The 14,431-nt window shown below is 73.6% G+C and carries 15 protein-coding genes; 6 read left to right on the top strand and 9 right to left on the bottom strand.

The features are described 5' to 3' along the window. Positions 1-341: 341 nt before the first annotated feature. The gene (locus ACN260_RS04105) at positions 342-1,292 is read right to left on the bottom strand and encodes a diacylglycerol/lipid kinase family protein (RefSeq protein ID WP_422754768.1); all 951 of its coding nucleotides are present in this window, start codon (positions 1,290-1,292) and stop codon (positions 342-344) included. Between the two features lie 42 nt (positions 1,293-1,334). Between ACN260_RS04105 and ACN260_RS04110 the strand changes: the two genes are divergently transcribed. Further along, positions 1,335-1,724 (top strand): hypothetical protein, encoded by a 390-nt coding sequence (locus ACN260_RS04110; protein WP_422754769.1) that lies wholly within the window; start codon positions 1,335-1,337, stop codon positions 1,722-1,724. Between the two features lie 39 nt (positions 1,725-1,763). Here the strand turns inward: ACN260_RS04110 and ACN260_RS04115 are convergent, their stop codons facing one another. The 3 genes from ACN260_RS04115 to sodN are packed head-to-tail and all read right to left on the bottom strand — an operon-like array spanning position 1,764 to position 3,129. Beyond that, on the bottom strand, positions 1,764-2,171 hold the full coding sequence (locus tag ACN260_RS04115) for an ATP-binding protein (RefSeq protein ID WP_422754770.1): 408 nt from the start codon (positions 2,169-2,171) through the stop codon (positions 1,764-1,766). Next, positions 2,168-2,728, bottom strand: coding sequence for a GNAT family N-acetyltransferase (locus ACN260_RS04120; RefSeq protein ID WP_422754771.1), 561 nt, complete (start codon positions 2,726-2,728; stop codon positions 2,168-2,170). Before ACN260_RS04120 ends, ACN260_RS04115 begins: the two co-directional genes overlap by 4 nt. Continuing rightward, positions 2,725-3,129, bottom strand: a complete 405-nt coding sequence (sodN, locus tag ACN260_RS04125) for a superoxide dismutase, Ni (protein ID WP_088645999.1) — start codon at positions 3,127-3,129, stop codon at positions 2,725-2,727. Before sodN ends, ACN260_RS04120 begins: the two co-directional genes overlap by 4 nt. Positions 3,130-3,213: 84 nt before the next feature. Between sodN and ACN260_RS04130 the strand changes: the two genes are divergently transcribed. The 3 genes from ACN260_RS04130 (at position 3,214) to ACN260_RS04140 (ending at position 5,944) form a co-directional block, all read left to right on the top strand. Next, on the top strand, positions 3,214-3,564 hold the full coding sequence (locus ACN260_RS04130; protein WP_422754772.1) for a S24/S26 family peptidase: 351 nt from the start codon (positions 3,214-3,216) through the stop codon (positions 3,562-3,564). A 140-nt stretch (positions 3,565-3,704) separates the two neighbouring features. Further along, on the top strand, positions 3,705-4,883 hold the full coding sequence (locus ACN260_RS04135; RefSeq protein ID WP_422754773.1) for an NAD(P)-dependent malic enzyme: 1,179 nt from the start codon (positions 3,705-3,707) through the stop codon (positions 4,881-4,883). 98 nt (positions 4,884-4,981) lie between these two features. Then, a complete protein-coding gene (locus tag ACN260_RS04140; RefSeq protein WP_422754774.1) occupies positions 4,982-5,944 on the top strand; it encodes a zinc-binding dehydrogenase in 963 nt (320 codons plus the stop codon). 7 nt (positions 5,945-5,951) lie between these two features. On the opposite strand, the gene ACN260_RS04145 is transcribed toward ACN260_RS04140, so the two are convergent. From ACN260_RS04145 to pta, 4 genes are read right to left on the bottom strand one after another with little or no spacing between them, the layout of a single operon-like run. Further along, positions 5,952-6,929, bottom strand: a complete 978-nt coding sequence (locus ACN260_RS04145; protein WP_422754775.1) for an alpha/beta hydrolase family protein — start codon at positions 6,927-6,929, stop codon at positions 5,952-5,954. A gap of 39 nt (positions 6,930-6,968) precedes the next feature. After that, on the bottom strand, positions 6,969-7,871 hold the full coding sequence (locus ACN260_RS04150) for an alpha/beta hydrolase family protein (RefSeq protein WP_422754776.1): 903 nt from the start codon (positions 7,869-7,871) through the stop codon (positions 6,969-6,971). Between the two features lie 57 nt (positions 7,872-7,928). Beyond that, on the bottom strand, positions 7,929-9,080 hold the full coding sequence (locus tag ACN260_RS04155) for an acetate/propionate family kinase (RefSeq protein ID WP_422754777.1): 1,152 nt from the start codon (positions 9,078-9,080) through the stop codon (positions 7,929-7,931). After that, on the bottom strand, positions 9,077-11,152 hold the full coding sequence (gene pta / locus ACN260_RS04160) for a phosphate acetyltransferase (RefSeq protein ID WP_422754778.1): 2,076 nt from the start codon (positions 11,150-11,152) through the stop codon (positions 9,077-9,079). Before pta ends, ACN260_RS04155 begins: the two co-directional genes overlap by 4 nt. Positions 11,153-11,391: 239 nt before the next feature. Here pta and ACN260_RS04165 point away from each other — a divergent pair, with 239 nt between their 5' ends. After that, a complete protein-coding gene (locus tag ACN260_RS04165; protein WP_422754779.1) occupies positions 11,392-11,994 on the top strand; it encodes a hypothetical protein in 603 nt (200 codons plus the stop codon). Beyond that, complete coding sequence (locus tag ACN260_RS04170; RefSeq protein WP_422754780.1) at positions 11,987-14,173, top strand: bifunctional polysaccharide deacetylase/glycosyltransferase family 2 protein; 2,187 nt, start codon at positions 11,987-11,989, stop codon at positions 14,171-14,173. The genes ACN260_RS04165 and ACN260_RS04170 overlap by 8 nt, the downstream gene beginning before the upstream one ends. Before the next feature lie 33 nt (positions 14,174-14,206). On the opposite strand, the gene ACN260_RS04175 is transcribed toward ACN260_RS04170, so the two are convergent. Next, entirely contained in the window at positions 14,207-14,386 is a 180-nt protein-coding gene (locus tag ACN260_RS04175) for a DUF6104 family protein (protein ID WP_088645992.1), read from the bottom strand. Positions 14,387-14,431 lie beyond the last annotated feature (45 nt).

Consider the following 14,431-nt stretch of genomic DNA (forward strand, 5'->3'; position numbering starts at 1 on the left):
AATGCGTGAGCAGACTCGTTTTCGGCGCCTGGGCCTGCTGGAACTGCTCAACCGGCCGAGCATATCCAGGCAATGTCCCGGTAACTCAAGTTCGCTTGTGAATACTTTCACGAACGAACGCGATGTCAAGGGGTGACGCTCGGAAAAACTCCGCTCGGTGAGCAAGCTCACGACCTTTTTGTCCGGTTTTCAGGCTTCCCTGTCACCCGGCGTACCACAGTCGAGGATCAATATAGTACAGTCCGCGTGACATTGCTGACATTTCCGACACTCCTCCTCGGTGTGGCGGCCACCGCGCCGCGCGGTGTCCCGACCGCTCGACCTAGGGCGTTACCCGAGACCTAGCAGATTACTCTCAGTGCGCCGGAAACGGAGGTGAATCTGACTTTGTGTCGCTCGCCGAGGTAGTCCCCGTCCAGCTGGAAGGCCTGCGGGCGGGCCGAGACCAGCGTGAACTCCTCCAGATCGTGCAACCGGAGCACCTGCTTGCCACGCGGGTCGGGGTGTCGGGAGAGGAACTGTGTCACCGTGCGTGTCGTGCTGGCGACGCGGAGCTGACGGAGCGCCATCACGTCCAGCCCGAGATCGAACGACGCCGCCGGGTTCGGGTTGACCTCCCGGTCGCCGAGGTACGTCCACGGCGCGGTGTTCTGGATGATCACGGTCGCCAGCTCGGCCTCGGCCGGCTCGCCCGGCCGCTCCAGGCTGATCGCCGGATGCCGCCGGTCGGCACCGAGGAAGTAGTGACTCAGGGTGGAACGGAAGTAGAGCGCGGGGGAGGAGACCCGCCCCCGCCGCCGGGCCTGCTCCACCCGATGGATCACCGCCGCGTCCAGGCCGAAGCCGGCGCAGAAGGTGAAGTAGCGGTCGTCGGCCCGGCCCAGCCCGATCGTGCGGGACCGGCCCAGCCGCAACGCCTCCAGGATCATGCTGGTGCCGTCCGCCCACTCCCTGGGCAGCCCGAGAGCGCGGGCGAAGACGTTCGTCGAGCCGCCCGGCACGGTGGCCAGCGCCGGCAGCCGCTCCGCCGGGGAGCCGCCGGTGCGGATCGTCGGGGGATCGGCGGTCATCAGGCCGTTGACCACCTCGTTGACCGTGCCGTCACCACCCAGGGTGACCACCAGGTCGACGCCTTCCTGGGCGGCCTCCCGGGCCAGGTCGGTGGCGTGGCCCCGGCGTCGGGTGTACCGCACCGACAGGTCTACTTGGCTGCGCAGTGCCCGGACCAGCACGTCCCGGCTGCGTTCGCTGGTGGTGGTGGCCTTCGGATTGACCACCAGGACGGCCCGCATGGCCGGCACTTTACGTGATGGGGCAGGGGTATCGTGGCCCGCGTGACGATCGACTCCGCGCCGGTTCCCGACACCCTGCGCTGGGCGGTACGCCTGCTGCGGGCCGAGGCCGTCGCCCTGGCGCTGGTCGCCGGCTGGCTGGTCTGGGCCGACCTCACCGCCACCAAGACCGACCTGGTCTCGGCACTCTTCGTGACCGGCTTCGCCATCGCCGGTGCGGTTGCGCTCTGGGCGTTGGGCGGGGCGCTGGCCCGCCGCCGCGCCGGTGCCCGCGCCCCGGCGATGGTGCTGGAGCTGATGCTGGTGCCGGTCGGCTGGTTCATGATCACCGGCGGGCTGGGTTGGCTCGGCGTACCCCTGATCGTGCTCGGGGTGGGCGTCTGCGCGCTGCTGGTCAGCCCGCCGACCACCCGGGCCCTGGGTTTCGGCTGACCCACGCCGCCGCCGCGGCGCGAAGCCGGCGGCGGGCGGTCAGTAGCCGGCGGAGCGGCGGGTGAGCAGCGAGATGGTGGCCCGGCCCGGGGTGGACTCGGCCGCCGCCGCCGTGGTCAGCGCGGTGAGCACCTTCCAGGCGAACGAGGACTCCCCCGGCAGGGCCGCGCCACGCACGGTCGGCACCGTCACCTCGACGGTCAGTGCGTCCTCGGTGACCGCGAACCGGCACTCCAACTCGGCGTCGCGGGTGGCGATGGCGAGCAGCATCGCGCACGCCTCGTCGACCGCGATCCGCAGATCCTCGATCTCGTCGAGCGCGAACTGGAGGCGGGCCGCGAGCCCCGCCGTGGCGGTGCGCAGCACGCCCAGGTAGCCGCCGTCGGCGGGCACGGTGAGGTGCACGACGTCGTCGTCGGTCGCTGGCTGGCCGGTCAGTTGAGTCACGCCTCATCCCCCCGGTCCGGGACTCTACCCGGCCGGTCGGACAGACGCGTGGCCGACGTCACCCCTTCGGCGGCGAGGCCGTGCAGGGCCGCCCCGTCGAGCCGGTAGGGCACCCACTCGGTCATCGGCTCGGCCCCGATCGAGGCGTAGAACCGGGCGGCCGGGTTCCAGTCGAGCATCCACCACTCCAGCCGCCGGTAGCCGCGCTCCACACAGATCCCGGCGAGGGTGGCCAGCAGCGCCCGGCCGGCCCCGGTACCCCGCCACGCCGGGCGGACGTACAGGTCCTCCAGGTAGATGCCGTGCACGCCGGCCCAGGTGGAGAAGTTGAGGAACCACAGCGCGAAGCCGACCGGCTGGTCGTCGTCGTCCACCGCGACGTGCCCGAACAGCGCCGGGGCCGGCCCGAACAGGGCGGTGTCGAGCTGGGCCGGGGTCAGCCCGCAGCGGTCGGCGGCCTGCTCGTAGTCGGCCAGCTCGTGCACCATCGCGACGATGGCCGGCACGTCCCCGGGACGCGCCGGCCGGATCGTCGGTGCCGTGGTGGGCAGGCTCACGCCTGCTTGGTCTCCCAGAAGATCTTGGAGATCTCGTCGATCTTCTGGAGCAGCTCGTCGGCCTTGGCCGGGTCGGTCGCACCCTTGGCGCCGGCCGCGCCGGCCGCCTTGGTGGCCTCGTTGAACAGCTGGTGCAGGTGCGGGTACTTCTCGAAGTGCGGCGGCTTGAAGTAGTCGGTCCAGAGCACCCACAGGTGGTGCTTGACCAGGTCGGCGCGCTGCTCCTTGATCAGGATCGCCCGGGTGCGGAACTCGGGGTCCGTGTTCGCCTGGTACTTCTCGCAGATCATTTTGACCGACTCGGCCTCGATCCGGGCCTGCGCCGGGTCGTAGACGCCGCAGGGCAGGTCACAGTGTGCGCTGGCGGTCACACGGGGCGAAAGGATGCGGGGAAGTCGCATCAGGCTCCTCCATGGGATGTTTGCGATGATCCGAGCCGACATTACTCCTGAGGACGTCCCCGGCAGGGACGGAGGGGAAACCTCGTGACGGTCGGCGGCTCCGGTCCCACCCTTCGGTCGCGCGCCCCGTTCACCGCCGTCGGCGTGACCGGGCCGTCCATGTCACCCACCCTGCGCCACGGCGACGCGCTGCTGGTCCGCCGGGGTGGCCGGCCCGTCCGCCCCGGCGACGTGGTGGTGGCCGTGTTCCGCAGCCGCCCGGACCTGTTGGTGGTCAAGCGCGCCGTGCGCCCGCAGGACGGCGGGTGGTGGCTGCACGGTGACAACGCGCTGGTCACCGACGACTCCCGGGCGTACGGGGTGGCCGACGTGCTGGGCCGGGTGGTCCTGCGCTACTGGCCCCGCCCCGGTCGGCCGGCCGCCGCACCGATATGACCCTCCTCACAACCCGCTACCGGTGGCCTGACTATGCTCGGGAGGTGCCCGGGTGACCCCCGTACCGCGTGTCGCCGCTCCGCCTCACCTCGCGCCCTCGCGCCGGCCGCTCCGTCTGCTCGACAGATCCTGGAGTCACCATGTCTGCGTCCACCGTGGATCCCGCTGATCCCGTCTTCCGACTGCACCTCGGCGGCAAGCTCGCCGTCGCCTCGACCGTCCCGCTGACCAGCCGCGAGGACCTCTCGCTCGCGTACACCCCGGGGGTGGCCCGGGTGTGCGAGGCGATCGCCGCCGACCCCGCCCTCGTCGACGACTACACCTGGGTGTCGCACACCGTCGCCGTCGTCACCGACGGCTCCGCAGTGCTCGGCCTCGGCAACATCGGCCCCCGCGCGGCGCTGCCGGTGATGGAGGGCAAGGCGGTGCTGTTCAAGCAGTTCGCCGGCGTCGACGCGGTGCCGGTCTGTCTGGACACCCAGGACGTCGACGAGATCGTGGCGACGGTCCGGGCCCTCGCCCCCTCGTTCGGCGGGATCAACCTGGAGGACATCAGCGCCCCGCGCTGCTTCGAGGTGGAACGGCGGCTCGACGAGGCGCTGCCCATCCCGGTCTTCCACGACGACCAGCACGGCACCGCGATCGTGGTGCTGGCCGCGCTGCGCAACGCGGCCAGCCTGCTCAACCGCAAGCTCGGCGACCTGCGGGTGACGGTCAGCGGGGCCGGCGCGGCCGGGGTCGCGGTCACCCACATGCTCGTCGCCGGGGGAGTGGACCCCGAACAGGTGGTGGTCTGCGACTCCCGGGGCGTGATCGGCCGGCACCGCGACGACCTGACCGAGACCAAGGCGCACCTCGCCGCGACCACCAACGCGCAGGGCCGGCGCGGTGACGTCACCGAGGCGCTGCGCGGCGCGGACGTGCTGATCGGCGTCTCCGGCGGGCTGATCCCCGAGGCGGCGGTCGCCGGGATGGCCCCGGGCGGCATCGTCTTCGCGCTGGCCAACCCCACCCCCGAGGTGGACCCGGAGGTCGCCGCCCGGCACGCGGCGGTGGTCGCCACCGGACGCAGCGACTACCCCAACCAGATCAACAACGTGCTCGCCTTCCCCGGGGTGTTCCGGGGCGCGCTGGACGCCCGGGCCACCCGGATCACCGACGGGATGAAGGTGGCCGCCGCCGACGCGATCGCCGGGGTGGTCGACGGGTCGCTCAGCGCCGACGCCATCGTGCCGTCCCCGCTCGACCCCCGGGTCGCCCCGGCGGTGGCGGCGGCGGTGGCCCAGGCGGCCCGCCACGACGGCGTCGCCCGCGCCTGAGCGACAGGCGACGGGCGCACGACGCGCCCTGCGAGCAGGTGCGAAGGGTCCGGGCCGGCCGGCCCGGACCCTTCGTGAACGATCGTTCCGCTGTTACGGTGCGGATCATGCGTGCCGCCTATGCCTCCCGGTTCGACGCCGACAACCCGCTCGCCGCGCTCACCGTCGGCGACCGTCCCGAGCCCGCCCACCTCGACGACGACTGGGTGACGGTGCAGGTGCGGGCCAGCTCGCTCAACCACCACGACCTGTGGTCGCTGCGCGGGGTGGGGCTCGCCGACGGTCAACTGCCGATGATCCTCGGCTGCGACGCGGTCGGCACCGACCCGGACGGCAACGAGGTGGTGATCTACCCGGTGCTGCCCACCCCCGGCGACCCGCGGGGCGTCTCGATCCTCTCCGAGCACTACCAGGGCACGCTGGCCGAGCGGGTGGCCGTACCCCGGATGAACCTGCTGCCGCTGCCCGCCGGCCTGTCGGCGACCGACGCGGCCTGCCTGCCGACCGCCTGGCTCACCGCCTGGCGGATGCTCACCACCCGGGGCCGGATCGCCGACGGCGAGGCGGTGCTGGTGCAGGGGGCCGGCGGCGGGGTCGCCACCGCCGCCGTCGCGCTCGGCCTGGCGCTGGGCAAGCGGGTGTACGCCACCAGCGGCGACGCCGCCAAGCGGGACCGCGTCGCCGCGCTGGGTGCGACCGCCCTGGAACCCGGCGCCCGGCTGCCGGAGCGGGTCGACGTGGTGATCGAGACGGTCGGTGCCGCCACCTTCGACCACTCGTTGAAGTCGGCCGCCCCGATGGCCCGGATCGTGGTCGCCGGGGCGACCTCAGGTCACCTGCCGCCGGTGAACCTGCGCCGGGTCTTCGCCATGCAGCTGGAGATCCTCGGCACCTCGATGGGCACCCCGGACGAGCTGACCGAACTGCTCGCCTTCTGCGCCGAGCACGAGGTACGCCCGGTGGTCGACAGTGTGGTCCCGTTCAGCCGGGTGGCCGACGCCTTCGCCCGGCTGCACTCCGGTGCGGTCTTCGGCAAGGTCGTGGTCGACCACACCGCCTGACCCGTGCTCAGAGGCGGTCGTCGAGGGTGGCGATGTCGCCCCGGGTGGCCGAGGCGGGCAGCCGGTCCCGGGCGGCCGCGTCGCCGTAGAGCGTCCAGCGGAGGAACTCGACGATGGTGTCGGAGACCACCCGCAGGGCCGTGTCGTCACCGAGCAGGATCCGGCCGTGGTCGCCCCTGGTCAGGCTGAGCATCGCCTTGGGCCACGGCACCGCGTCGTAGACGGCCTTGCCAGCGGCGTAGTCGACCACCTCGTCGGCCCGGCCGTGCACGAAGAGCTGCGGGGCGGCGGCCCCGGCGAAGGCCGTACCCACGCCCAGCCCCGTCCCGGCGAGGACCACCCCGGCGCGCAGCCGCTCGTCCCGGCCGGTGGTGAACAGGCCGATGGTGGTCACCCCGCCGGCCGAGTGCCCGGCCGCGGCCACCCGGTCGGTGGCCAGCCGGCCGCGCAGCGGGTCACCGGCCTTCGCGTCCAGCGCCAGCACCTTGTCCAGCACGTACGACACGTCGGCGGGCTGGTTGAGCACGTCCAGGACGCTGCCGTCGGTGCCCTTGCCGGTGTGCGGGAACATCGGCGCGGCCACCACGAAACCGGCCGCCGTCCAGCGGGTGGTCAACGCCCGGTAGTCGGTCGGCCGGCCGTCGAGGCCGTGGCTGAACGCCACCACCGGGAACCGTCCGGCCGCCACCGGGGCGTCGCGCTGCGCCGTCCCACCGGCGGTGCCCCGGGCCGGATACCAGAGCGTCACCGGCAGCGGGCGGTCGCCGCCCCGGTTGAGCGTGAGCTGCCGTACGCCGACCGCGAACGCCCGCGTCGGCGCGGTCCCGGCGGGAACGCTCGACGCCTGCGGTGCGGCCTGCGGCGCGGTCGCCTCCGGCGTCGGCGACGGGGCGGCGGGGGGCGCGGACGGCGACGCCGAGCAGCCGACCGGGCCGGCGGCGAGCAGCACGGCGGTCAGCAGGACCGGGATACGACGACGGGACATGAGAACGATTGTGCCTGCCCGTCGTGGCTGCCCGGCGGGCTACGGTCCGGCGTCGGCCAACCGGTCGTCGAGGGTGGTGACGCCGGGGCGGGTGGCGTCGGAGCGCAGCCGCCGGCCGGCGTCCCGGTCGTCGTAGAGGGTCCACCGCAGGAAATCGGTCACGGTGGCGATCACCTGCTCGAAGCCCGGCCGGCCCGGGATGAGGTATTCGCCGTGCCCCTGCCCGAGCACGCTGAGGAACGCCTTCGGGCCGCCCGCCCGCCGGTAGCCCGCCCGGCCGACGGCCAGCGGCACCACCGGGTCGGCGGTGCCGTGCACGAACAGCAGCGGGGCACCCGGCCCGGCGAACGCGCCGGCCAGTCCACCCCCGGCGATGATCACGCCGGAGCGCAGCCGGGCCGGGTGGCCGGAGGTGAACATGCCGGCCGTGGTGAAACCACCCGCCGAGTGCCCGGTCGCCGCGAACCGGCCCACGTCCAGGTGCCCGGCGAGCGGGTCACCGGCGCGGGCGTCCAACCGGACCAGGTGCCGGATCACCCGCCAGCCGTCGGCGGGCTGGTTACGGACGTCGGCGCGGTCGAACCGGGCCGCCCGCCGGTTGGTGTACGGGTAGGTCGGCGCGGCCACCACGAAACCGGCGGCGGCCCACCTGACGGCCAACGCGGCGTGCAGCGCGGGGAGGCTGTGCAGGCCGTGGCTGTGCACCACCACCGGGAACCGGCCCGGGGCGACCCGGCCACCCACGCCCGGGTACCAGAGCGTCACCGGCAGCGGGCGCGGCCCGGCCGGGTCGACGGTGAACGTACGTACCGCGACCGGCAGGGCGTGGTCCGGGGCGTGCCGGGCCGGCGGCGGTGGCGGTGGGTCGGTGGCGGCGGTGGCCGGGCCGCAGCCGGCGAGCAGCGCGGCCAGCACCACGGCGCACAGCCGCCTCACCCCCATGCCTGCACGGTAGGTGGTCGGCGGGCCGGTCCGGCCCGGCCGTCCGGACGACGGTGGTCACCGCCCCGGTCGGTCCGGCTCCGCCACCCGGTCCGCCCCGGCCAGCACCGTGCGGGTCTGCCGGGCGATCTCCCGCTCCTCGTCGGTGCCGACCACGCAGACGCTGACCGGCGCGCCGGCCGGTGAGATCACCCGGTCGCCGGTGCCGGCATTGCGGTCCGGGTCGACGGCGATGCCGAGCCGGTCCAGCCCGGCCAGGGCGGCGGCGCGCACCTCGGGGGAGCGCTCGCCCACCCCGGCGGTGAAGGTGATCGCGTCCGCCCCGCCCAGCAGCGCGTGGTAGGCCCCGACGTAGCCGGTGATCCGCCGGCAGTAGACGTCGAAGGCGAGCACGGCGGCGGGATCCCCGGCGGCCCGCCGGGACTGCACCTCCCGCATGTCGTTGACCCCGGTGAGGCCGAGCAGCCCGCTGCGGTGGTTGAGCAGGTCGTCGATCTCGTCGACGCCCATTCCGCCCTCGCGGCGCAGGTGGAAGATGACCGTCGGGTCGAGGTCCCCGCTGCGGGTGCCCATCACCAGCCCCTCCAGCGGCGACATGCCCATCGAGGTGGCCACGCTGCGTCCGCCGTCCACCGCGCAGGCGCTCGCCCCGTTGCCCAGGTGCAGGCTGATGGTGCGCAGCCGGTCGTACGGCCGGTCGAGCAGCTCGGCGGTGCGCCGCGACACGTACGCGTGCGAGGTGCCGTGGAAGCCGTACCGGCGGATGTCGTGCCGGCGGGCGGTCTCCAGGTCGATGGCGTACGTGGCGGCGGACTCGGGCAGGGTGTGGTGGAAGGCGGTGTCGAAGACCGCCGCTTGGGCGACGTCCGGCAGCAGTTCCCGGGTGGCCGCGATGCCGGCCAGGTTGGCCGGGTTGTGCAGCGGGGCCAGCGGCACCAGTTCCCCGATCGCGGCGACGACGGCGTCGTCGATCCGCACCGGCGCGCTGAACCGTCGGCCGCCGTGCACCACCCGGTGTCCCACCGCGGTCAGCCCGGTCAGGTCGAGCCGGCCGAGGATCTCCCGGACGGCGGTGGCGTGGTCGGGCGGACCGCCGCCCGGCTCACCGACCCGCTCCACGGTGCCCGAGTCGACCGTCGACCCCCCGGCGTAGAGCCGGTACTTCACCGACGACGATCCGCAGTTGAGTACCAGCACCCGGTCGGTCACGACCCCTCCTCCGACGATCCGGCCGCCTGGATGGCGGTGATCGCCACCGTGTTGACGATGTCGGCGACCTTCGCGCCCCGGGACAGGTCGTTGACCGGCCGGCGCAGGCCCTGCATCACCGGGCCGACGGCCACCGCCCCCGCCGACCGCTGCACCGCCTTGTACGTGTTGTTGCCGGTGTTGAGGTCCGGGAAGATGAACACGGTGGCCCGGCCGGCGACCGTGCTGCTCGGCAGTTTCGTCGCCGCGACCTGCGGGTCGACCGCCGCGTCGTACTGGATCGGCCCCTCGACCAGCAGGTCGGGCCGGCGTTCGCGGACCAGCCTGGTGGCGGTGGCGACCTTCTCCACGTCGACCCCCGCGCCGGAGTCCCCGGTCGAGTAGGACAGCATCGCCACCCGGGGTTCGATGCCGAACCGGGCCGCCGTGTCGGCCGAGGAGATGGCGATGTCGGCGAGCTGGGCGGCGTCCGGGTCGGGGTTGACCGCGCAGTCGCCGTAGACCAGCACCCGGTCGGCGAGCAGCATGAAGAACACGCTGGAGGCCACCGAGACGCCCGGCACGGTACGGATGAATTCGAAGGCGGGGCGGATGGTGGCGGCCGTGGTGTGGGTGGCCCCGGAGACCATCCCGTCGGCGTGCCCGGTGGCCACCATCATGGTGCCGAAGTAGTTGGGTTGGGCCATGATGTCGTACGCCAGCTCGACGGTGATGCCCCGGTGGGCGCGCAACTGCGCGTACCGGGTGGCGAACTCGTCCCGCCAGGCGCTGCCGGCCGGGTCGACCACCTGCGCGCCGGTCAGGTCGATACCCAGCTCGCGGGTGCGGCGGGCCACCTCGTCGGGGCGGCCGAGCAGGGTCAGGTCGGCCACCCCCCGGCGGAGCAGGATCTCGGTGGCCCGCAGGATGCGCTCGTCGGTGCCCTCGGGCAGCACCAGCCGGCGGCGGTCGGCGCGGGCCCGGTCGATCAGGTCGTACTCGAACATCAGCGGGGTGACCCGTTCGGAGCGGCTGACCCGCAGCCGGCGGGCCAGGTCGACGGTGTCGACGTGGCCCTCGAACGCGCCGAGCGCGGCCTCCACCTTGCGCGGGTTGGCCGGGCCGGGCCGGCCCTCGATGTGGCTGGACGCCTCGACCGTGTCGTAGCTGTCGCTGGTCACCGAGAGCACGGCGAAGCCGGTGTTGAGCCGCTCGACCAGGCGCATCGCCCGGGGGTCGGGCTGTTCGCCGAGGGTGAGCACCACGCCGGCCAGCGAGACCTGCCCGGCCACGTGCGCGGTGGCCGCCGCGACCAGCAGGTCGGCCCGGTCGCCCGGAGTGATCACCAGGGCCCCCTCGGTGAGGTGGTCGAGCAGGATCGGCACGTGCGCCGCGCCGACCACGTAGTCGAGCACGTCCCGGCCGAGGGCGGCGTCGTCCCCGGCCAGCAGGGTGGCGTCGAGCGCCGCCGCCACCTCGGCCACCGTCGGCGCGGACACGCTCGGCACCTCCGGGATGGCGTACGCGGGGACGGGCAGCTCCGGCAGGGTCAGTGCCCCGGTCACCCGGTTGGCGATCACCGCCAGCACCGTCGCGCCCAGGTCGGCCAGATCGTGGTACGCGCCGCGCGCCGCCGCCGTGACCGCGTCCGGCTGCTGCCCGAAGCCGTCGACCACGGGCACCACGACGCTGCCGAACTCGGTGGCCAGCCGGGCGTTGAAGGCCAGCTCCCGGGGGCCGGCGGTGTCCCCGCCGTCGGTGAAGTCGCTGCCCACCACGATCACCGCCGGGCAGCGCCGTTCCACCGCCCGGTACCGCTCGACGATCCGGGAGATCAGCTCCTCCCGCCGGCCGTCGGCGACCAGGGCCGCCGCCTCGGTGTACGTGGTGCCGGTCAGGTCGGCCTGGGGCAGGTCGATCCGGTAGCGGTCGTGCAGCAGGGTGAGGATCGGGTCGTCGCCGGTGTCGGAGACCAGCGGTCGGAACACGCCGATCCGTTCGACCTGCCGGGAGAGGAGTTCCGCGAGGCCGAGGGCGATGGTCGACTTACCCCCGCCGGACCCCACGCTGGTCAGGTAGACGCTGCGGGCCACGGCACCACCCTAGGAGATCACGTCGGGTCCCGCCCGGGACCTTCGTCCTGAATCGTCACCCGCAGGTGCGACCCGAGTCTCATTCGTGGGACGAGCTGGAAGCTGAGTGATCCTCGTGCCTAAACTCGCATCCCATGACTGCCGACCGCCTGAGCAGGAAAAATGCGCCATCCAAAGGATCGAAGCCGGTGGGCGCGCTCGGTGTTCGGTCGGCTGCTGATCCACATTGTATCGATGACGTGACGGTGGTCGATGGCCCGACCGTGGTGCTCGACCGCACCGCCGGCCCGACCGACGGCCCCACCGCGTTGATCGCCGCCGTACCCCGGCCGGTCCCCGTCTTCGTCGACCCCAGCGGTCGCCGCCACTCCCGGCTGCGATGGCTCGCGTACGCCCTGGGGCTGGTGGTCCTGATCTACTCCGGGCTGGTCGGGATCAGCTTCGCCGGGGGCATCGCCCCGCACGCGGTGCTCCCCTTCGTGGACGAGGTCGCGCAGCCGGAGCGGTCGGAACCGCCGGCCCGGACGGCCACCACCCCGGCGGCCCCCGCCACGACCACCGGCGCCGGGGCACCGACCGTCACCCCGCGGGCGCCCCGGGGGAGCGGGCCGGCCGTCGCCCCGGTCACCCCGTCCGCCACCCGGGGCACCGCCAGCCCCTCACCGTCGGCGAGCGCCAGCCGGTCACCGGGCCGCAGCCCGGCCACCTCTACGGCATCGCCCCGGCCGACCCGGCCGACACCGGAGGCCACGACGCCGAACCCGCCGACGCCCACCGACGAGCCACCCACCCTGCCCGACCCGCTACCCGGCGGTGCCGACGGCGTCCGCGTCGATGGTTGAGCCGGCCGGCCCGACCACCCGTCGTCGCGCCCCCGGCCCCGCCCGGCGGCGTCGGCCGGTGCCGCCGCCGAGCGGAATCCTGCTGGGCACGGTCCTCGCGCTGCTGGCCGGTGTGCTGCTGGTCGGCGCGTACGCCAACGCCTCCTTCGCCCCGGACCGCCGGGACAGCGCCGCCGGGCAGCGGGAGGTGCCCACCTCGGTGGTGACCGGCGGGCCGATCATCAGCGCCAGCAGCGAGCTGGTCCGCTCCTACCGGCTGCCGCCGCGCACCATCGCGCTGACCTTCGACGACGGCCCGGACCCGGTCTGGACCCGCGAGGTGCTCAAGGTCCTGAACGCCCACCAGGTCAAGGGCACGTTCTTCGTGCTCGGCTCGCAGGTCGCCCGGCACCCCGAGGTGGCCCGTGAGCTGACCGACGGCGGACACCAGCTCGGCGTGCACACCTTCACCCACCCCGACCTCGCCGAACTGCCGGCGTGGCGGCAACGCCTGGAGTACGCCCAGACCCAGCTCGCCGTGGCCGGGGCCACCGGGATGCGGACCTCGCTGGTGCGCTTCCCGTACTCGTCGCACCCGGGCGCGATCGACAACCGGGACTGGCCGGTCGTCACCGCCGCCGGTGACCTGGGCTACCTGACCTTCCTCAACGACACCGACAGCCAGGACTGGTCGCTGCCCGGAGTGGACCGGATCGTGGCGAACGCCGCCCCCGACGGGGACTCCGGTGCGGTCACCCTCTGGCACGACGCCGGCGGAGACCGGTCGCAGACCGTCGCCGCCCTCGACCGGTTCATCCCGATGATGAAGGAACGGGGGTACCGGTTCGTCACCGCGACCGAGGGGCTGAACCTCGCCTTCGCCGCCGCCGGGGTCGACCACCGGATGGACGCCGCCACCCCCGCCGGCACCGGGGAACGGTGGCGCGGCCGGACGCTGATCTGGGCGGTGCAGGGCGCCGACCGCATGCTGACCGTGTTCGGTGTGCTCTTCGTCGTCGTCGGCGTGCTCACCGTGGGCCGTACCCTCGTGCTGTTCGTGCTGGCCGGGCGGCACGCCCGTCGGCGGCGGGCCAGGGACTGGAGTTGGGGGCCGCCGGTCACCGCGCCGGTCTCGGTGATCGTCCCGGCGTACAACGAGAAGGAGGGGATCGCCGCGGCGGTCCGCTCGCTGGCCGGCGGCGACCATCCGGGCGGGATCGAGGTGATCGTCGTCGACGACGGCTCCACCGACGGCACCGCCGACATCGTCGACGCGCTCGGCCTGCCCAACGTCCGGGTGGTCCGCAAGCCCAACGGCGGCAAGCCCAGCGCCCTGAACACCGGCCTGGCGCTGGCCCGGCACGACCTGATCGTGATGGTCGACGGGGACACCGTCTTCGAGCCCGACGCGGTCCGCCGGCTGGTGCAGCCCTTCGCCGACCCGCAGGTCGGCGCGGTGGCCGGCAACGTCAAGGTCGGCAACCGGCGCAGCCTGATCGCCAAGTGGCAGCACATCGAGTACGTCATCGGGTTCAACCTCGACCGGCGGCTCTACGAGACGCTGCGCTGCATGTCCACCGTGCCGGGCGCGATCGGCGGGTTCCGGCGGGAGGCGCTGCGCTACGCCGGAGGGATGACCGACGACACCCTCGCCGAGGACACCGACATCACCATCGCCCTGGGCCGGGCCGGCTGGAAGGTGGTCTACGAGGAGACCGCCCGCGCCTGGACGGAGGCCCCGGCGACCATGGGACAGCTCTGGAAGCAGCGCTACCGGTGGAGCTACGGCACCATGCAGGCGATGTGGAAGCACCGGCGCTCGGTGCTCGACCGGGGCGCGTCCGGCCGGTTCACCAGGCGCTGCCTGTTCTTCCTCAGCCTCTTCGGGGTGCTGCTGCCGCTGCTCGCGCCGGTGATCGACCTGCTGGCCCTGTACGGCCTGTTCTTCCTCGACCGCCGGGCCACGGCGGTGGCCTGGCTGGTCATGCTCGGCGTGCAGACCCTCACCGCCGTGGTGGCGTTCCGGCTGGACCGGGAGAAGCTCGGCGTGCTGTGGGTGCTGCCCCTGCAACAGTTCGTCTACCGGCAGCTGATGTACCTGGTGATGGTGCAGGCGGTGGTCACCGCGCTGACCGGCGGACGGCTGGGCTGGCAGAAGCTGCGGCGTACCGGCCTGGAACCGGCGGTACGCAACGGCTGACCGCCCCCGCGCCGGTGCGGGGGCGGTGCCGGATCAGTCCTCGTCGAGGTCGTCGAGCCGGGCCAGCCAGGTGGCGAACCGCTCGACCGGCGTCTCGAACTCCGGGTTGAGGTCGACGAAGTCGCGCAGCCGCTCGCCCAACCACTCCAGGGTCACCTGCTCGTCGCCCCGCCGCTGCACCAGTTCCTCGATCCCACGATCGGTGAAGTACACCGTGTTCCTCGTTCCTCGCTGACGGGCCCGGCCCGCGCCCTGGAC

This window comes from Micromonospora sp. WMMD708 (assembly GCF_049315245.1).
Taxonomy (GTDB): Bacteria; Actinomycetota; Actinomycetes; order Mycobacteriales; family Micromonosporaceae; genus Micromonospora; species Micromonospora wenchangensis.